13 protein-coding genes are annotated in these 19,233 nt (G+C 43.8%); 7 read left to right on the top strand and 6 right to left on the bottom strand.

From position 1 onward, the window contains the following. Positions 1 to 19: 19 nt before the first annotated feature. The 3 genes from BMW98_RS03800 to BMW98_RS03790 form a co-directional block, all read right to left on the bottom strand. Entirely contained in the window at positions 20 to 2,530 is a 2,511-nt protein-coding gene (locus tag BMW98_RS03800; protein ID WP_090257052.1) for a zinc-dependent metalloprotease, read from the bottom strand. Between the two features lie 160 nt (positions 2,531 to 2,690). Continuing rightward, complete coding sequence (locus BMW98_RS03795; RefSeq protein WP_090257051.1) at positions 2,691 to 3,587, bottom strand: UbiA family prenyltransferase; 897 nt, start codon at positions 3,585 to 3,587, stop codon at positions 2,691 to 2,693. A 59-nt stretch (positions 3,588 to 3,646) separates the two neighbouring features. Beyond that, positions 3,647 to 4,090 (bottom strand): hypothetical protein, encoded by a 444-nt coding sequence (locus BMW98_RS03790; RefSeq protein WP_090257050.1) that lies wholly within the window; start codon positions 4,088 to 4,090, stop codon positions 3,647 to 3,649. 203 nt (positions 4,091 to 4,293) lie between these two features. Here BMW98_RS03790 and BMW98_RS20320 point away from each other — a divergent pair, with 203 nt between their 5' ends. Then, complete coding sequence (locus tag BMW98_RS20320) at positions 4,294 to 4,584, top strand: hypothetical protein (RefSeq protein ID WP_139177402.1); 291 nt, start codon at positions 4,294 to 4,296, stop codon at positions 4,582 to 4,584. Positions 4,585 to 4,608: 24 nt separating this feature from the next. Here BMW98_RS20320 and BMW98_RS03780 read toward each other — a convergent pair whose 3' ends face one another. After that, positions 4,609 to 5,205, bottom strand: coding sequence for a nitroreductase family protein (locus tag BMW98_RS03780; RefSeq protein ID WP_090257048.1), 597 nt, complete (start codon positions 5,203 to 5,205; stop codon positions 4,609 to 4,611). A gap of 1 nt (position 5,206) precedes the next feature. Beyond that, complete coding sequence (locus BMW98_RS03775; RefSeq protein WP_090257047.1) at positions 5,207 to 7,474, bottom strand: TonB-dependent receptor; 2,268 nt, start codon at positions 7,472 to 7,474, stop codon at positions 5,207 to 5,209. Between the two features lie 101 nt (positions 7,475 to 7,575). Here BMW98_RS03775 and BMW98_RS03770 point away from each other — a divergent pair, with 101 nt between their 5' ends. The 3 genes from BMW98_RS03770 to BMW98_RS03760 are packed head-to-tail and all read left to right on the top strand — an operon-like array spanning position 7,576 to position 12,275. Next, a complete protein-coding gene (locus BMW98_RS03770) occupies positions 7,576 to 10,707 on the top strand; it encodes a S41 family peptidase (protein ID WP_090258200.1) in 3,132 nt (1,043 codons plus the stop codon). After that, positions 10,707 to 11,027 (top strand): Rieske (2Fe-2S) protein, encoded by a 321-nt coding sequence (locus BMW98_RS03765; protein WP_090257046.1) that lies wholly within the window; start codon positions 10,707 to 10,709, stop codon positions 11,025 to 11,027. Before BMW98_RS03770 ends, BMW98_RS03765 begins: the two co-directional genes overlap by 1 nt. A gap of 9 nt (positions 11,028 to 11,036) precedes the next feature. Continuing rightward, positions 11,037 to 12,275 (top strand): DUF418 domain-containing protein, encoded by a 1,239-nt coding sequence (locus BMW98_RS03760; RefSeq protein ID WP_090257045.1) that lies wholly within the window; start codon positions 11,037 to 11,039, stop codon positions 12,273 to 12,275. 370 nt (positions 12,276 to 12,645) lie between these two features. Here BMW98_RS03760 and BMW98_RS03755 read toward each other — a convergent pair whose 3' ends face one another. Beyond that, the gene (locus BMW98_RS03755; RefSeq protein ID WP_090257044.1) at positions 12,646 to 13,620 is read right to left on the bottom strand and encodes an isoaspartyl peptidase/L-asparaginase family protein; all 975 of its coding nucleotides are present in this window, start codon (positions 13,618 to 13,620) and stop codon (positions 12,646 to 12,648) included. 96 nt (positions 13,621 to 13,716) lie between these two features. Between BMW98_RS03755 and BMW98_RS03750 the strand changes: the two genes are divergently transcribed. From BMW98_RS03750 to BMW98_RS03740, 3 genes are all read left to right on the top strand, one after another. Beyond that, positions 13,717 to 15,972, top strand: coding sequence for a family 20 glycosylhydrolase (locus BMW98_RS03750; protein WP_090257043.1), 2,256 nt, complete (start codon positions 13,717 to 13,719; stop codon positions 15,970 to 15,972). A 186-nt stretch (positions 15,973 to 16,158) separates the two neighbouring features. Beyond that, a complete protein-coding gene (locus BMW98_RS03745) occupies positions 16,159 to 18,582 on the top strand; it encodes an ABC transporter permease (protein WP_090258199.1) in 2,424 nt (807 codons plus the stop codon). Continuing rightward, the gene (locus BMW98_RS03740) at positions 18,575 to 19,192 is read left to right on the top strand and encodes a hypothetical protein (RefSeq protein WP_090257042.1); all 618 of its coding nucleotides are present in this window, start codon (positions 18,575 to 18,577) and stop codon (positions 19,190 to 19,192) included. Before BMW98_RS03745 ends, BMW98_RS03740 begins: the two co-directional genes overlap by 8 nt. Positions 19,193 to 19,233: the final 41 nt, after the last annotated feature.

Here is a 19,233-nt window from a genome sequence, read left to right as displayed (position 1 = left end):
TCTTATCGCAATCCAACTATTATTTAGGATCAAGAATATTATTTACTCTCTCAAGCGCATCTTGCAAGTGAATTTTAGACATTCCGTCTCTTGTTCTTGGAATAGCCGCTTTAATTGTTGACTGAAGCGTTTTTAGCTCTGCTCTAACAACCGGACGAATATCTGACTGACTCGCATCGATACCCGGGCCAAAGTATGCTCTGAACTGAGAAGGCACAGGAGGCATTTCCTCTGTCATTAACTCCTCAAGTTTTTCAATGTGAGCTCTCTGAAGGTTTCTTCTGTAAGTATCGATGGTTTTGCCTGCGCTAAGCTCAGACCATACACCTTTTCTTACATCGCCAAATAGCTCAAGAATACCGTAGGCATCGCTGCCGTTTAGTGCTTCGTTCTCAATCACTCGGCCAAGTTTTCTCCACTCTAGCAAAGAACTGATGTAACGCGACTGTAAAGAACGCATATCTTCTACCGCACCATAATCTTGAAGTCTGTCCAAAATTTCTTTGTCAAGCATCCACTCTGGGGTAGTGAACAACTGCTTGTTTAAGAAAGCAACAGCCTCTTTTTGTTTGGCTTTTGGTGCATGTGTATAAACCGCTCCTTCTTGGTCAGTGCTTTTGTAGTCTTCTTTAACACCACCAACATAGCGACTTACGTGCCCCATGTATCTGTTAAACTGAGATTGAACCTCACCGTACATCTCACCAAGCTCTGTATAATCAGAACCTTCTACGTAAGTCCAGTCTCTCAAATTGTTCATAATTACCTTTAGGTTGCTGATACCGTAAGTACTTGCTTTCATGGCATCATCTCCTAAGTCTTCACTCTGTGCAGTGTAGTCATTCGAGTTACCCTGTCTGCCGTAACGATACAAAGGATCACCCTTCTTCTCATCAATCCAGCTTCTCAAAGTTGGCAATTCATCCTCTGGAGTTTTTGCATCCAAAATAGGTCTGTAACCCCATGCAACGGCATATTTATCGTAAATACCAATGTTTGGCATTAGTGCAACACCCTCATCGCCTGGTTGTGCAATGTAGTTAAAGCGTGCATAGTCCATAATTGAAGGAGCTGTACCCATTTTTTGCGTAAACTCAGCAGAACGCAAAGAATCTACAGGGTATGCAACACTTGACGCAAAGTTGTGTGGTAGACCAAGTGTGTGACCAACTTCGTGAGAAGACACAAAACGAATCAGTCGAGACATTACAGCATCATCAAATTCTGGGCTTTGTGCTTGTGGGTTAATGGCTGCAGTTTGAACAAAGAACCATCTTCTCAAAAGTGTCATTACGTTGTGGTACCAGTTGATATCACTTTCCAAAATTTCGCCAGAACGAGGATCACTTACGTGAGGGCCGTTTGCGTTTGGAATTGGAGAAGCTAAGTAACGCACTGTTGAATAGCGAACATCTTCTGGGCTCCAATCAGGATCTTCTTCTGGGCTTGGTGCCTCTTTTGCGATAATTGCCTCTTTGAAACCAGCTGCCTCAAAAGCTACCTGCCAATCTTCGATACCATCTTTAATGGCTTGAACCCATTTTTTAGGGGTCGCTCTATCGATGTAGTATACAATTTGCTTTTTAGGAACTACGAGCTCTCCTCTTTTGAACTTCTCAATATCCTCATCTTTTACTTCCAGTCTCCATCTGTCTAGGTAAGTAACCGTTTTAGACTGTTGAACATCCAAACCGTAGTCTGTTGTTCCTCTAGCAAACCAACCAACTCTTCGATCGTGCAGTCTGCGCATCATAGGCACTTCTGGCAATAAAATCATAGAGTTACTCATTTCCACAGTAATGGAACCATCAGCTCTTGAAGATGGCGAGTTACCTGCCAAGTAAGTTTTAACGTGGCGCAATTCAATATTTTCTGGGTAACTGCTCACTCTTTCAATGTAAGAACGCTCGCTATCCATACGTGTCACTCTGTAACCCGATCTTCTGTTGTCTGGTAAACCAAGTGGCTTCACATCTTTTGTCAAAAGTGGAGTAGCTTCAATTACAACACCGCTAGAGTCTTTCGACAACGCTTTGATAGGGAATGCAGCCAAAATTGGTGCAAAATTAGAGTTGTTAACAGCCTCGCTGATCGGCAAAGAATCGGCAGCGGTTACAGTAGTCGAAATAATCTTTAACAAGATGTTGTCTTTCGATCTTTCCCAGCGCAACATTTGTGTGTTGGTTTTTCCACCACCAAAACCAATACCTGAGGCAGTTTTAGCAATTCTGGTAACCATTAACATATCACGACCTAGTAGGTCGTTAGGTATTTCGAAGAAGTATTTATCATCCAAAACGTGCACATTGAACAAACCTTCGTCTGTTTCTGCATCGCTTGTAATAACCTTATCAAAAGGTTGAATTCCTCCTTTTTTAGCAGCAGGTTTTTGTGGTGTGGTTTGAGCAGGCTTCGCTTCCTCCTCCTTTTTCTTCTTTCTTCTCTGTGCTTCAGCATCTGGCGAAATCAAAAGCGCCATAGCCAACAGACATGGTAAGAAGAAACTCCTCTTTGTAAGTTTACTTATCATTTTTAATTAGGTTTATTAGGTTCTTCCTGTAAAAATTAAACTTAAGACCAATTGTAATATTCTATGGTTCATTTTACTTGAGTGGTGGCAACAATCGATGAAGGGAAATATTTGGTGTGGTGTTCTTAATCGAAAATTATGGTGGCTTTCTGCCCCTCAATTATGGAACAAGCTGAGGCAATTCAAAAGCCGTACTTTCTTCTAGAAAAAGCACCATAAAGAACAAACCAAAACATGTAGCAGCCAACAAATTTAACCTTAGTGAATTGGCATAGCTGGCATTCGATTTATTCCGCAATGCCTTAAAGCACCACCAGCTATAATACATAAATGCCGGACTAATCAACACCATAAATACAATGGCATGATTCATACTGTAGTAGTGTTTTAAAAAGAAAGAAAAGCCTGCCGCAGCCACTTTGTAAACAATGCCGGCAAAAACAAATGTACCCCTTAGGCCGAGCCATTTTGAAATTGCAAAATCGGCCTTTTCAAAGTCCTGCACATGATGGTGCACTTGGGTAATGGGAAAAGTCGCCAACAAAATTAATGTGGCTAACATGCCAGGCAAAAACACCCTTTGGTCGGCTACAGCACCAAAACCCTCTCCTGCCAAGCTTATGTATACCATCCAAACAATCCAAGCGCCCTGAAAAAACGAAACGATTACCCAGTTTAAAATCGGCACCGACTTAAGATGAATGATGGGGTGGCTATATGCCCGCGATGCAACAACATATGCAAACAACATAAGCGCCAAAGTATAGTTGCCGGGAAAGCAAACCAGGGCTAAAGCAATGCCCATAATATCTAAAAAAAGCGATATAAAATAAATCTGCCTTGGGGGCTTAGCACTGGACAAACGACCATCCTTTGGATTGAAATAGTTGTGATAAGCGTTACTAGCCGGGTAAATAAAAAAGTGCAGGATCACGAAAAGCCAAAGCATTTGAGCAACCCTATTGTTCGGGCTCAGTACCACACCAAACATAAACGCAGGCACCAAAAAGTACGAAAAAGGCAAGCGGAAATATGACCAGAATGTGGCTTTTTGCATAGGTGACACTTTGTGAATATAATTTAAAAAGAAAATCGGAATCAGCCGAGCGGCAAGGGTCAGTCTTCCACCTTTCCGTATAGGTAAAGGAACCTACCTAAAGCTGGGGTGCCATTGGAAATCAATTCGAACTTTCGTTTTTGATATTGATAGGAGCCTTTTTGTGACCAACCTTTGTAAGGAGAGTAGCCAAACATTAGCTTGCCTTGACTGTCTACAAAGCGCGGTCTGTCCAGTTCATCATCTTCTCCTAAAAAGATAAAAGAACCCGAAACTGTAGCGCCTTCCGGATAATCAGCCTTTCGTTCTATTGCTTCAGCCTCTTCCTCATCTGGTAGAAAAATATCCCTGCGCAGCGGGTAATAGGCCATTGGGTTTTTGTACTCCGACATTACCTTTAATATGAACTGCTCTGTCTCTTCTTGTTTATTAACCTGAGACATTAGGTCAATTCCAGAAAAGATGGTGTTCAAACTAAGAAATAATACCAGAATCTTGTTCATTTGAGCTAGCTAACTGTTACCCAATGTACGAAACAGTATTTGATATTGGTAATCCGAGCACGAGTGTCATTATAGGTAATTTTCTTATTTACACTTTGCAGACTGTTGTACTGGTCGCTTGCTGCGCAATTTCTGTAATACTGTTTAAGAGAAATCGGATGGTTAGCTTGGGTCTATTTGTGATAGTAGGGCTAACGATATTCATGAGTATTGCCTACCTACAAAAAAAGGCCTTCTTCAAAACACAACTCGAAAACAATAATTTACAAACTGTTGAAGGCAGGATAGAAAAGTTCGAGTATTCAGGTAAAATCGCTCACTTTCAAGTATCAAACACCTCATTTAAAGTTTCAGGCTACGGGTTAGTTACACCTGAATACCGAGGAAGAAATACACTAGAACGCCTAAGCCGAGACAACGCTTACGTTAGAATTAAGCACTACAGAGGAGCAATTCTCATACTTGAAAAAAAGTCACACCTCACAGGTAATTAGATTATCTGCGAAGTGTACATTTCATTAAGCCTCCACCCACTTCACTTTTTCTTCAATAGGGTTTCTTCTGCCAGCAGGCTTTTTATCTGTTTTGAGATTGCCCACGTATAAAAAGCCAAGCAGCTTATCGTTCGGCCCTAAGCCGAAAAATGCTTTGGCTTCCTCTTTATAGGTTACACCTCCAGAACCCCAATAGCAGCCAATTCCGTTGGCCTCGGCTGTCAAATACATGTTTTGCACTGCCATGGCTACAGATGCCACTTCTTCCACCTCAGGAACACTCTCTTTTGGGTCGCGGGCCATTCCAATAGCAATTACATGCGATGCCATTTGCGGCTTAGCAGCCAGCTTGTCGTATGTAGCTTCATTAAAATTGCCGTTTTTTTGCGCCAGTTCTTTATAAAGCTCCGATTGAAACGTTGCCAATTTCTTTAAGCCTTCACCCTTAAAAACCACAAACCTCCACGGTTCAGTAAGTCGGTGGGTAGGTGCCCAATTGGCATTTTCCAACATCTCGTTTATAATTTCATCGGCTACAGGCTCGCTACTATATTGAGCCGGATATGCCGATCTGCGGTTTCTAATAAGGTAGTTTATTTGTGCTTTGTCGTATGTACTCATATTATTTTCTCAGATTCAATTTTAGTCCAAAATAGAAATTACGGTCGGGTGCCGGTTGATAATAACGGCCACCAAAAGCGTTCAGGTCGTTGCCCAAACTGTACTTTTCATCCAATAAATTATTCACCCCTATAAACACTGAAAGTCCAATTTTGCCGGCAGCCTCTACATCGTAACCCAGTTTTGCGTTCAGTTGGTGAAAACCATCTGAATAAACAGAATTGGCATCGTTTAGGGGAATTTCATCGGTGTACTGATAGCTGGTGTTTACGTAAAACCTGTTGGCAAAAGCCACATCGGTAGAAAAGCCCAGCACATTTGGCGCTGTTCCGGTAAGGTCGTTTCCGCTAAAATCATCGCCCCCACTTGTATAGTCACCAAACTCAAAATTGTGGTGCGTATAGGCCAAGGTGGAAGTTATTTGGTCGAAAAAGCTTTCTTCTCCAAAAAACCACTTTTTAAGCACCTGCAACTCCAACCCATTTTGCTTTAAACTGCCAGCATTTCTGAAAAGCACTACCCCGTTCGGGTCGGTATAGGTGGTGATTGACTGATCCAAATCGAAATGGAAAAGGCTTAAATCGAAGGAAAGCCCCTTGAGCCCAATTGGGCCACGAAAGTTCAATTCGTAATTGGTCCCCTTTTCTGCTTCAAGGTCTTCATTTAGGCTACCCTCGTTGGTGCGTACCTCACTGGTAGTTGGCGCAGAAAACCCGTTCGAAATCGAGAAGTGCGCGTTCATGCCATTGTTGAAAAGCCTTGAAACACTCACCCTTGGGCTAAAAACATTGTCGAACCGTTTTTTAAGCCGCTGCGGATTATTGTTAATCTCATCTATGGTTCGGTCAATGTCATAGGTAAGTGAGTGCAGGCTTGCTCCTGCGGAAACCGTCCAAAAATCTGTTGGCTTATAACTTCCGTTCAGAAAGAACATGCTTTCTGTATTCGTCATTTCATCGGCAAAACGAATGGTGTCTGCGTGGCCACTTACATTGCCAAAGTTCTTACCATCGTAATCGGCACGTTGCAACTCCCATCCATAGTTTAGGTTAAACTGGACCGCCTCATCCAAACGGTGATCAAACTGCGTTCTAAAGCCATAACGCGTTTCTTCATCGCGCTTATAGTCCAGAATAAAAGGGTTCTCAAAATCCCTGTTGGTCAGAAAAAGGTTAGTTGTATTTGAGAGTTTTTCCGAAAACTCATATTCATGCCCCAAGTTTACCAGCAACATTTTATGGTCAATTGAAGCATTCTGTAAAACGCTGCCTGGTCTGGCTTGCTGTGGGTTTTCATCGTACTGATCTTTGTTTAGCCCCCCCGGAATGCCGTAGTACAAATCAGTGTAGGCTATGTCGGCCGATATGGTTTGCTTGTCGCTCGGAAAGTAAAGTCCGTTCAGTTCAAAAACACTTCTATCCATAAAGTTCTGCACCCGATAGCCGTCCGTTTTTTGGTTAGCAAACTTTGCCGTTATGCTAAATTTTTCGCCCGTGGTATTATGCTGAATAGAATATCTGCTTTCTCCATATGCTCCCCACAAAGCACCAAACCTTGTGGTATTGGCCAAACTAGCGTAATCGGTGCTGTTGAATTTCATAACACCACCCGTGCCCGCACCATACATACTTGCCGATGGACCCTTTATCACCTCAAGCCCAGAAAGGTTGTCCATATCGAACAAATTCAGGTATGTATTTCCACCCGGACCCGTAAAAGGCATGCCGTTCCAATAAACCTTAACATTACGTATACCGAATGGCGACCTTAACGAACTCCCTCTAATGGAAATGCGATAGCTCGCTGCAGCGCGCTCTTCAAAAGTGATTCCCGGTAATAAACTGATAGGATCTACCGGAGAAGTCTCGCCAAATCGAACAAGTGATTGCTTAGACAATTTCTCTATTCCCCCCGCTTGTTCGCGCAAGGTATTGTTGGCAGAAAAGCCCTCAACCACGGCATCATCTAGCGAAAGCACTTGCTGCGAAAGTACAACTGAGTAGCGCTTATTAGGGAAAAGTACCATAGACTTGGTGATGTGCGCTACATGAGAAATTTCCACAAGTGCAGCTTCATCAATCGCTACTTCCACCTTTCCGTTAACATCGGTAACTGCCTCAATTCCCAATTGTGCTGAAAACACAACAGCGCCATCTACAGGTTTCAACTGTTCATCAAGAATAATTAGCTTGGTTTGCGCCTGCACTACCAGTGATGTAAAAGCGCAAAAGCAAACCAACATGATTAGGGTATATCTTCTTAAATTCATGGTTATTCTGTCACTAGTAGTTAGTGGGTTCAAACAGCGAATGAAACGCCTTTTCCCCACAATACAAACGGCTATTTAATTAATTGGTAAAAGCTAACCTTATGATAAAATCTACGCTCATTGGTTTATGCCTTGTACTTTGCGCAACGCTCAAGGCTCAACAAGACGTTTACTTTACTTCTACCCCTGCCTTAACACCCGATGGCAGCCAAATAGTTTTCTCTTTCGACAGTGATTTGTGGAAAGTGAGCAGCTCTGGCGGAACGGCTACCCGACTTACCGGCATGGACGGTGTGGAAGAATACCCAAGAATTAGTCCTGACGGCAAATGGATTGCCTTTTCTTCAACCCAGTATGGCAATGCCGACATTTACATAATGCCTATTGACGGTGGAGAAATCAAGCAACTCACTTTCAATTCTGCTGGCGATAGAATGGAAACTTGGTCTTGGGACAGCAAAACCATTTACTTTCGCTCTGGCCGATACAACAGAACGGCTGCTTACACAGTAGACATTGAAGGCCGCACACCAAAGCGCCTATTCGATCACTATTTTAACTGGCCGCATAATTTGGCGCTTCATCCTGACGGCCGAGTATTTTTTAACGAAAGCTGGGAAAGCAGCAACCAAGTACATCGAAAGCGATACAAAGGTGCTTTCAACCCAGACATCAAAACCTTTAACATGCATACCGGTGAGTATGCCGAGCTAACCGACTATGAAGGAAAAGACATGTGGAGCACCATTGATAAAGATGGCAACGTGTACTTTGCTTCAGACGAATCAAACGGGCAATACAACCTTTATGCCTTTGTAAATGGCCAGAAAACAAGGTTAACTAATTTTAAAACCTCCATAAAAGACCCGCAGGTAAATGCCAATGGTGGTTTTGTGGTTTTCGAAAAAGACTATCAGGTCTACCTCTACGATGTAGCTAAAAAGCGAAGCCAAAAAGTGAGCATTTCCATTTTTAAGAATAACACCCTAGCGCAAGCACAAGAGTTTTCTACCGATAGAAATGTTTCGGCCTTTGATGTTTCGCAAGACGAAAAGAAGCTGGCCTTTGTAAGCCGAGGCGAATTGTTTGTGTCTGACATTTCGGGCAAATTCATTAAGCAGCTCAAAACCAAGCCTGGCGAAAGGGTGGTTGAAGTAAAGTGGCTAAAAGACAACAAAACTTTACTTTATAGCCAAACGGCTGGTGGTTACACCAACTTGTTCACCATTGATGCTGCTACGGGAACAAGCGAAAAACAGCTAACCAATGACCAAGGCTTTGACAGAAACATTGAACTGAACCCAACGCTTACGCATGCTGCATACTACAGTGGCCGCAACGAAGTACGCCTGTTAGACCTGGAAACTTTTAAGAGCGAAACCGTAGCCAATGAAGAGCTTTGGGGGCTTTACAATCCGCAGCCTCGCTTTTCGCCCGATGGCAAGTACCTCACCTTTACCGTTCGCAACGATTTTGAAGAAGACATTTACATTTATGATATAGCGGAAAAATCCGTGCACAACTATACCAAAACGGGCGTGCCAGAAACCAGCCCTTTTTGGGGGCCTGAAGGCAAGTACCTGTACTTTGTGAGCAACCGAACACAACCAAGCTACCCGTTTGGGTTGAGAGATGGCCGCATGTATCGCATTCCTTTGGTGCGCCAAGAAGGTGACTTTAAGTCTGATGAATTGGCAAAGGTTTTTGAAGAAGAGAAGAAAGAGGAAGAAGACAAAACCGAAGAAAAGAAAGCCGAAGGCCCAGCAACTCAAATAGACTTTGAGGCGGATGTTTTAAGAGCAATGGAACAGATTGGCCCTAGCTTTGGCAGCCAGAGCAATCCTTTTGTGGTTCAAGCGGGCGACAAAACGCAGGTTGTCTATTCATCGAACCACGATGAAGCCCAGCGATCGCTTTGGGTAACAACCTTTGAGCCGTTTGAAAGACCAAAGACTGAAAAAATTGATGGCTCTGCCCGAGCCGGAGAAATCATTCAGGTAAAGAAAAACCTGTACGTGAATAATGGCGGCCGCATAAGCAAACTCAACTTGAGCAGTAAAAAGCTAACGGCTATTGAAACTAAGTTCGATTTTAGAAGGTCGCTGAAAAGCGAATTCGAGCAGATTTACTACGAAACTTGGGCGGGTATTGAGCAGAACTTTTACAATGAAACTTTCCATGGAGAAGACTGGAAGGATTTAAAAACGCAATACGCTAAGTTTTTACCGCACATAAAATCGCGAAGAGAATTGCGAACCCTCATGAATGATTTGCTGGGTGAATTGAACTCTTCGCACATGGGTTTTAGCTCTTTTGGTAGAGACGAAAGCACCTACTACGGCAGCACCAGCATGAATTTGGGGCTTATGTTTTCAAACGACAATCCGTACGAAATAGTAAGTGTTGTTTCCGAAGGTCCAGCTGATTTTCCAGAAAAAGATATTCAAGCGGGCGACATAATAACCGCCATAAATGGTGAACCGGTGAGCCAAAGCACCAACCGTGAATTCTACCTTTCCAAACCATCGATTGATGAAGAAGTAAGCCTTACGCTCAACAGGTCGGGGAATTCAATCGAGGTGAAGATTCACCCAAATAGCACTGGCAGCCTTCGCACCAATTTGTACGATGAGTGGATTGCACATAACCAGCAGGAGGTTGACAGCAAAACAGACAAAAAGGTGGCATACATTCATATGAAAAATATGGGTGGTGGCTCACTTCAAGATTTTCTTATCGAAATGACTTCTGAAGCCTATAACCGCGATGCGCTCATTCTAGACCTGCGCTATAATACTGGTGGAAACGTGCACGATGAGGTGCTCAAATTCTTATCTCAAAAGCCGTACTTGCAGTGGAAATTCCGCGAAGGAAAGCTTACACCTCAAGGTAATTTTGGTGCGGGAGCAAAGCCAACCATTCTGTTGATAAACGAGCAAAGCTTAAGCGATGCAGAAATGACAGCCACCGGATTTAAAGAGCTAGGGTTAGGAACCATAATTGGTACCGAAACCTACCGATGGATCATCTTTACCAGTGGTGCCGGCTTGGTCGATGGCTCATTCTATCGCTTGCCAAGCTGGGGAACTTACACTTTGGACGGGCAGAACATTGAAAAAGTGGGCGTGAAACCTGACATTTATATTCGAACTACCTTTGAGGATAGAATTAAAGGGCGCGACCCTCAGCTGGATCGAGCCATTGAAGAAGCACTGAAGCAATTGAATAAATAATGCCTAACGTAAAAGTTTTTCAAAGTGAGGAGCAGCTAAAAGCAGCATTTACCGAGAAGAGCATTCGCATAGTTCGCATTGGAGAAAAAAAGGTTTGCCTGGCTAAACATGGGCAAGCCTTTTTTGCTTTTCAGCAGCTGTGTCCGCACCAAATGCACCCGCTGAAAGAGGCCAACATAACAACCTTTGGCGAAGTGGTTTGCCCACTTCACGAATACCGTTTCAACTTAAAAACAGGCCAAGAAGCCAACAATCGCTGTCAAGCCATGCAAACTCACCAGTTGCAAATAACAACTGATGGTGTATATTTAAACCTTTAAATATTTCTATTGGCAGGTTCTTCATACATCCTCTCTCCAATTAGTACCGGCAAAAGAGTAGCAACCATAGACATATTACGTGGTGTGGCTGTACTTGGCATGTTGGCCATGACTATCCAGTCTTTTGCCATGCCCATGTCCGCCTACTTAAACCCATCAACCTACGAACGACTTTCGGGCAACGACCTATATGTGTGGCTAATTAGCCATGTTTTTGCCGACCAAAAATTTCTGGGGATATTCTCTCTGCTGTTTGGTGCGAGCATTATTATGCTCTCGCAGAAAGCACAAAAAGAACACCTTCGCTCAACCGATTTACAGTATAAACGCTTTGTGTATTTAGGCTTGTTGGGCCTTATACACGCCTACCTGGTTTGGTATGGCGATGTACTCTTTATGTATGCCGTTTGCGGCTTGCTCATGTTTATTTTTCGGAATAAGAGAACGGCCGTTCAGCTTAGGGCAGGCATTATCTTTTTGGCTATTGGATCGGCCATTTCGCTGCTATTGGGCTACTCTGTAGCGCTTTGGGAACCGGGAGAATACGAGGTTCGAAGGGCTCAAATTTGGGATCAACCAGCTCAAGTGATGGCCGATGAAATTGAAGGCTACCATAGCAATTGGGAACGCCAAATTCTCACACGTGCACCTCAGGCTTTTAGGCTCCAGACAACAGGGTTTTTGCTGCGCTATTTTTGGAAGATCTCCGGGATGATTTTGATTGGTATGGCCCTTTATAAAAGGCGCGTTTTCAAAGGCAAACACTCTAAAAAGTACTACTTAAAAATGATTATCTATGGCATAGGCATTGGCCTGCCATTGGTCGCAGGGGGTGTTTTTATCGATTTTCTCTACAACTGGGATTATCGTATAAGTTACTTTTTTACATCGCAGCTCAACTACTGGGGCAGCGTGCTAATGTCGCTGGGTTATGTAGGCATAATCGTACTCTTTTGTAAAGCCAGTACACGCAGTTTTTTGGCCAAACGCCTAGCCGATGTTGGTCGAATGTCACTCAGCAATTATCTATTGCAATCCATCCTTTGCGGATTTATTTTCTACGGTCACGGGTTTAATCTTTTTGGCGATTTAGACCGCTCGGCACAAGCAGTTTTTGTGTTAGCCATATGGGTAGTGAACATTATGTTCTCCAGCATTTGGCTCAAATACTTTCAGTTTGGTCCTTTTGAATGGGTATGGCGATCGCTTACCTACGGAAAAATTCAGCCATTGGCCAAGGGAGATTAGCCCACTCCTAATTTAGGAGCGGATTGGACTTCGAAAAGCCGAAGGTTTTTACGAACTATTCCTCCTTTGACAAAAGTAATTTCCTAGAAAAAGACATTTAACTGAATGTTGAATTGAAAAACACTAAATGTGTTGCTCTTCAATCTTGCAGAGGCCATTCCCCCTTTTTCGAAAAGGGGGCTAGGGGGATTAGAAAACCATATTCCATTACTTAAAAGTCAATCCTCCCAACCTCCTTCGCCAAGGAGGAGTGTCTGTGCAAACATCGTTGGTCAGAATTCCATAGAAGTGCCACTTGCTAGGAAATTACTTTTGACAAAGGAAGTGTCCGAAGGGCGGAGGATTGAATACTTCAATTTTAAAAGGGTGGCTACCCATTATAATGCCCAGCGTCTATCAGCTCATCTTGATCAGAAGCTTTCACTGCAAAGTTGAACCCTTTGTGAATGGAGTAAGCGCCATATTCACCTTGTTTGTTCAAGGCCAAAAAGCCTACTTGTAGATTCTTATAGTCATTAGGGTATTTTTTCACAATGCGGTTTACCGCCTGCTCGCAAGCCTCTTGTGGCGAATAACCTTGGCGCATCAGCTCCACAATCATGTGCGAACCACATATTTTGATCACAAACTCACCAAGACCGGTTGCGGTAGCAGCACCAACTTCATTATCCACATAAAGGCCAGCACCAATAATTGGTGAATCGCCCACGCGGCCGTGCATTTTCCAAGCAGCACCACTAGTAGTACATGCGCCTGAAAGGTTGCCGTGCTCATCAAGCGCCACCATTCCAATCGTATCGTGGTTTTCGATGTTGATCTCCGGTTGATAATCCTGATTCTCCAACCACTTTTTCCACGCAGCTTCCGATTTTGGCGTAAGCAGGTTCTCTTCTTTAAACCCTTTTTCCAAGGCGAATCTTTTAGCACCCTCGCCTACTAGCATTACGTGTGGCGTATCGTCCATTACCTTACGCGCCACCGAAATAGGGTTTTTAATGTTTTGCAAAAATGCCACAGAACCAGCATTCTCGAATTCGTCCATTATACATGCGTCAAGCGTTACATTTCCATCTCTATCAGGAAATCCACCAATTCCAACTGTTGCATTTTCAGGATCGTTTTCGGTTACCATAACGCCTTGCTCTACGGCATCAACAGCGCGGCCTTTATCGGCCAAAACCTTCCAAGCGGCTTGGTTTGCCTCTTGCCCGTGGTTCCAAGTAGAAATTACAACTGGTTTTCTTAATGGCGCTTTTGGTGCACATGCTACACTTGAAAGACTTGCGGTGCTTACAGCTAGGCCACCATACAAAGATGATTTGAGAAATTTTCTGCGATTCGACATGATTAAAAAATTTCTTGAAGATAATATTTATTGAAAGCTCTTGCCGCCTTTAGGCAAAGCGTTTTATTTTTTTGGTTAACTGCCTAACTTGCTCGCATGACCCGAACCCTAGCCCTACTCACCCTAATTGTAGTATTACAGGCCTGTAATATTAAGCCTGAAACCATTCAACCTAACATTGTCCCTGAGCCACAATCTATGGTGATTGATGATGACCAAGCCTACACGATTACCGAGGCGCCCATCTTGGCTTATGACGATGATAAGGCAATATTAACTGCTGAATTTCTAAACGAATACCTCAATAGCGTTGGCTGGAAAAGTCAAATTGCCCAAAACGAAGAGCAACCGAATATCTCTTTTGAATTAATCAATGGTTTGGAAGCAGAAGCCTACCACTTTTCGGTAGACGATAATGGTGTACATATCCAGGCTTCTACTGAAAAAGGCTTTTTCTATGGGGTTCAAACACTATTGCAACTTTTACCTACAGATTCTCACAGCGCCAATTTGCCATTTATGGCCATTGAAGATGCCCCACGATTTAAGTGGAGAGGGCTTCATTTAGATGTTAGCCGACACTTTTTCCCTGTTGAATTCATTAAAAAGTACATCGATCTGATGGCCTTTTATAAGTTCAACACTTTCCATTGGCACCTTACCGATGACCAAGGTTGGAGAATAGAAATTAAGCAGTACCCTAAACTAACAGAGGTTGGAAGCCAGCGAAAAGAAACGATGGTTGAAAAGAATTTCAACCCCTACAAAGGCGATGCAAAACCATACGGTGGATTTTACACACAAGAAGAAATTAAAGAGGTGGTTGCTTATGCCGAGGCCCGACAAGTTACGGTGGTACCAGAAATAGAAATGCCAGGCCACGCTCTAGCCGCACTTGCTGCTTACCCAGAGTTGGGCTGTGGCCCTGGCCCATACGAAGTAGGCACTATTTGGGGCGTTTACGATGACATCTTCTGCCCTAAGGAAGAAACTTTTGCGTTTTTAGAGAATGTGCTAACTGAGGTAATGGATCTTTTCCCTAGCAAATACATTCATGTTGGTGGAGATGAAGCGCCAAAAACAGTTTGGAAGAAAAGTGCAGTTGCGCAACGAGTAATTCGCAGAGAAGGCCTGAAAGACGAATTCGAATTGCAGAGCTATTTTATTCAGCGCATGGAAAAGTTCTTAAATGCCAATGGGCGACAGCTAATAGGCTGGGACGAAATTTTGGAAGGCGGATTGGCACCTGGTGCTGCGGTAATGTCGTGGCGCGGAGAAGCAGGTGGTATTGAAGCCGCTGAAGCAGAACACAATGTGGTAATGACACCAAATGGCAGCATGTACTTCGATTACTATCAGGGTAATCCAGAAACTGAGCCGCTAGCCATAGGTGGAATGATAACCTTAGACAAAGTTTATAATTATGACCCGATACCTGCCGAACTGGACGAAGCCCACCACAAGTACATTTTGGGTGCGCAAGCCAATTTATGGACAGAATACATCAAAACAGCCGACCATGTAGAGTACATGATTTACCCACGTGCCGTTGCACTTTCAGAGGTAGTTTGGTCGCAGCCGGAACAGCGCGACTGGGAGCGTTTTCAGCAGAAGCTAACTAAACAATATCAGCTGCTTGACGCACGAGATGTGAACTATCATGTGAGCCCGCCAGAAGGTTTAAGCATGGGCCTAACATTGGAAAATGAAGTATCCCTTTCTCTAAGTTCGCCATACCCAAACAGTAGCATTTACTACACTATAGATGGCTCAACACCTGATGAAAATGCCACTAAATACACCAAGCCTTTTACTGTTAAAATTGATGGTGCGCCAGTGAGTGTTAAGGCCGTAACAGTTTTAGCCACGGGTGGCAAAAGCCCTATTGCAACGGGCATTTACCAAAAGGCTGCATTGAAAGAAGCTATTCAGCCACTTAAGGCTGATCCCGGGTTACAAACTACCATGCACCTGGGTAACTTTAGCAGTGTAAGCGACCTAAAAGGAGAAGGAAAAACCTCCGTTTACGAAGTAATCGAACTGCCGAAACCGCAGCCTGATCAATTCGGTTTGGTTTTCCAAGGAATGATCAACGTACCTACCGATGGCATCTACAGCTTCTACACCACCTCGGACGATGGAAGTACGCTTTCCGTAGCCGGTGAGTTGGTTGTTAACAACGATGGCCTCCACGGAGCCCAGGAAGCTTCGGGCCAAGTTGCTTTGAAAGCCGGGTACCACAACTTTGAAGTAAAGTACTTTGAAGCTGGTGGTGGTGAGTCTTTGTTGGTAGCCATAGCAGGCCCTAATATGGAAAAGCAGGCAATTCCTGCGGAAATGCTAAAGCATTAAACAGGGTCGATTACAAATCAACCTTTCAACATCAATTGGGATAGACTTAGAAAATGACCTTTAGTCTTCCTGGGCAGACCCTGAAACAAGTTCAGGGTGACGGTGCTAGGTGAAGAGTGCGCAATACTTTCACAACCCATTTATTTTAAGGATATTAGGGCAGGTCTAACTCAAAATAACTTAACCATGCTCTTCTCTTATATTCGCACGGCTTTCCGTAGCCTGGTCAAAAACAAAACCTTTTCTGTGCTCAACATTCTCGGCTTGGCGCTGGGCATGGCCTGTTGTATGATCATTTTTCAGTACGTGACCTACGAAAAGAGCTACGACAAATTTCACACCGACTACCAAGATATTTACCGAGTACAGTACAACTACTACCAAAACGGCAATACCATTTTTGAATGTGCTGCGGCCGTTCCGGCTGTTGGCCGCGATATGAAGGACAACTTTCCGGAAGTGCTGGAGTTTGCTCGCGCCTTTCCCATAAGCGGACTTATTTCGCAGGGTGACGTTAGCTACCGCGAAGAAAAACTACAAATTGCCGACCCTAGTTGGCTCACGCTTTTCGATTGGGGAATGGTGGAAGGTAACCCAGAAACCGCACTTGAAGGCCCAAACAAAGCCGTAATTTCCAAAAGAGCCGCCACTAAATATTTTGGGAATGAAAACCCAATGGGCAAGACCATCCGCTGGAATAGCTCGTGGATCAATGAAGACTTTATAGTCACCGGCATTATCGAAAATGTGCCTTCCAATTCGCACATCAAGTTCGATATTCTACTTTCTTACCAAACACTGGTAGATGCCACCGATAACGAGGCCGAAGTAGCTTGGGGATGGTACGACTTTAATACCTACGTTAAATTGGCCAAGGGCACCGACCCGATTGCTTTCAACAAAAAGTACGATGAGCACCTCCACAAAATAAGAGGCAATATGTTTGCTGAAAGAAACAACCGACAGGAGTTTCCGCTGCAAGCCATGACGGATATTCACTTGAAGTCGAAACTGTTGCAAGAGTCGGAGCCAGAAGAAAACGGTGATGCACAGTCGGTTTACTTTTTGGGTATTCTGGCCGTTTTCATTCTCATTATCGCTTGGGTAAACTACATCAACTTGGCTTCTTCTCAGTCGATGGAGCGGGCAAAAGAAGTAGGCGTGCGCAAAGTAATGGGCGCCATGAAGGGTCAACTGGTTTGGCAATTCATCATTGAGTCCATCATTGTCAATTTGGTGGCAGCATTTATTTCTGTAGGCTTGGTTAGTTTAAGTCTTCCGTATTTCAATCAACTCACCAACGCACCACTCTCATTGGCACTTATTTTCAACTCGGGCAATTGGCTTTTGGTGATTGGTGTTTTCTTGGCCGGAGCCTTTCTTTCGAGCCTCTACCCTGCTTTTGTGCTTTCTTCTTTCCGCCCAATCGTTACGCTAAAGGGCAAAATGACTACATCGCACAAAGGCATATTCTTAAGAAAAAGCCTTGTTACCTTTCAGTTTTTAGCCTCGGTTTTTCTGATCTCCGGCACCTTCATTGTTTACAAACAATTGCAGTATTTAAAGCAGCGCGACTTAGGATTTGAAATGGCCGAAACATTGGTTTTACAGGGCCCAGGCTATGTAGCAGTAGATTCGCTTTACCGTGGCACAATGCTCAACTTTAAAAATCAGGTATTGCACCACCCAAATGTGGAAGCCTTTACCACATCGAGCAATGTGCCGGGCGATGAGATATTCTGGACCAACGGAGCCAAAAGAGCCGAGGCACCCAATACAGACTTCAAAACCATTTATAATGTGGAAGTGGATTATGACTACTTTCCATCTTTTGAAATAGATGTGGTTGCCGGCAGAAACTTTGATCGCTCGCATGCCACCGATGTGGAAAATGTAATGCTGAACGAGGCGGCAACGCGCTTCTTGGGTTTCGAAAATGCTGAAGATGCAGTGGGTAAACGCATTACGCATTCGGGCAGAGATAAACTCGTTGTTGGTGTAGTGGACAACTACAACCAGATGTCGCTTAAAAATGATGTGGCACCAATTCTCTACTGGCTCAATGCTGCCAGCCGTGAGTTTATTGCCATTAAGTTCGATGGCATTCAGGCCAAACAACTTTTAGGTGAACTTGAAAGCGATTGGGACGCATTCTTCCCCGGCAACCCAATGGACTATTTCTATTTGGACACCTTCTTTAATCGCCAGTATGAAAAGGATAATCAGTTCGGAACAGTGTTTTCGGTATTTTCAGTGCTGGCCATAGTAGTTTCGTGCCTTGGGCTATTTGGGCTTTCGGCATTTAGCACCATTCAGCGTACCAAAGAAATCGGCATCCGCAAAGTTTTGGGCGCCTCTATTTCATCCATTTTAATGCTGCTTTCGCGCGAATACTTAATATTGATTCTTGTGGCCATTGCTTTGGGCGTGCCATTAACATTTTTTGTTATGAATGGATGGCTGGAAAGTTTTGCTTACCGTACATCTATTGGTTGGGTAGTTTTCGGGCTATCAGCTATTATTGTAATAGTGGTGGCACTGGTAACAGTGAGCTACCAAACGCTGAAAAGTGCGCGCAGAAACCCTTCGAACACACTACGTTATGAATAAGACTTTTAGAAAAAATGCATTGCTAGCCCTTGCGTTAGCCTTTTTTGCACTGTTGAGTTGCGACAGAAGATCTGAGGAAGAAAAACGCGCTGATGCCATTGCCGCCTTTGTAATGGATTATGCACACAACTACAACAGCTACAAAGTGGTTGACCTGAAGAAAATTGATGAAGCGTATTTAGAAGGCCAGCAGATTATAAAAAGCTCGCTGAAAATATTGCAAGATACCACGCGCACCAAGCTGAGTTACCTAGCACTTTCGAACAGCCAAATGGACATGAAACAGCTGGTAAGTTGGAGTGAAAAATTGCCGATTGATGCCGTAGACAGTTATTTGACTGAATCGGCCAAGGTAGACCGCCTTTTAAACCAGCACTGGGAAAATGCGCCAACCGAGCTTACGCTTGCCAGACAAAACGAGGCCACGGCACTCAATAGCCTAAACGATGCACTAGCACTTTTTAACCTATCCATTTACAGCATCAATTTAGGCGAAGGGAGCTCATCTCTGTATTACCATCAGTTTGAAGTAGACGGCATGGAAAAGGCCGCAATTTTTGAAGTAGACAATGAAGCCCTTGATGTAATTGCCTATAAAGAATTGGGCTAAGATTAGTTGGTCTGAATCTACGTGCTCCAACTTCCGATTAA

It is taken from the genome of Roseivirga pacifica (assembly GCF_900111145.1).
GTDB classification, from domain to species: Bacteria; Bacteroidota; Bacteroidia; order Cytophagales; family Cyclobacteriaceae; genus Roseivirga; species Roseivirga pacifica.
The sequence above is the reverse complement of the archived record's forward strand: the minus strand, read 5'-3'. Positions and strand labels throughout refer to the sequence as shown.

What these genes read in the sequence shown, in the direction of transcription:
- BMW98_RS03745 (WP_090258199.1), top strand. Translation starts at nt 16,159, where the DNA reads ATGCTCTTCTCTTATATTCGCACGGCTTTCCGTAGCCTGGTCAAAAAC.
- BMW98_RS03775 (WP_090257047.1), bottom strand. Translation starts at nt 7,474, where the DNA reads ATGAATTTAAGAAGATATACCCTAATCATGTTGGTTTGCTTTTGCGCT.
- BMW98_RS03790 (WP_090257050.1), bottom strand. Translation starts at nt 4,090, where the DNA reads ATGAACAAGATTCTGGTATTATTTCTTAGTTTGAACACCATCTTTTCT.
- BMW98_RS03765 (WP_090257046.1), top strand. Translation starts at nt 10,707, where the DNA reads ATGCCTAACGTAAAAGTTTTTCAAAGTGAGGAGCAGCTAAAAGCAGCA.
- BMW98_RS03755 (WP_090257044.1), bottom strand. Translation starts at nt 13,620, where the DNA reads ATGTCGAATCGCAGAAAATTTCTCAAATCATCTTTGTATGGTGGCCTA.
- BMW98_RS03800 (WP_090257052.1), bottom strand. Translation starts at nt 2,530, where the DNA reads ATGATAAGTAAACTTACAAAGAGGAGTTTCTTCTTACCATGTCTGTTG.
- BMW98_RS03795 (WP_090257051.1), bottom strand. Translation starts at nt 3,587, where the DNA reads ATGCAAAAAGCCACATTCTGGTCATATTTCCGCTTGCCTTTTTCGTAC.
- BMW98_RS03770 (WP_090258200.1), top strand. Translation starts at nt 7,576, where the DNA reads ATGATAAAATCTACGCTCATTGGTTTATGCCTTGTACTTTGCGCAACG.
- BMW98_RS03780 (WP_090257048.1), bottom strand. Translation starts at nt 5,205, where the DNA reads ATGAGTACATACGACAAAGCACAAATAAACTACCTTATTAGAAACCGC.
- BMW98_RS03750 (WP_090257043.1), top strand. Translation starts at nt 13,717, where the DNA reads ATGACCCGAACCCTAGCCCTACTCACCCTAATTGTAGTATTACAGGCC.
- BMW98_RS03740 (WP_090257042.1), top strand. Translation starts at nt 18,575, where the DNA reads ATGAATAAGACTTTTAGAAAAAATGCATTGCTAGCCCTTGCGTTAGCC.
- BMW98_RS20320 (WP_139177402.1), top strand. Translation starts at nt 4,294, where the DNA reads ATGAGTATTGCCTACCTACAAAAAAAGGCCTTCTTCAAAACACAACTC.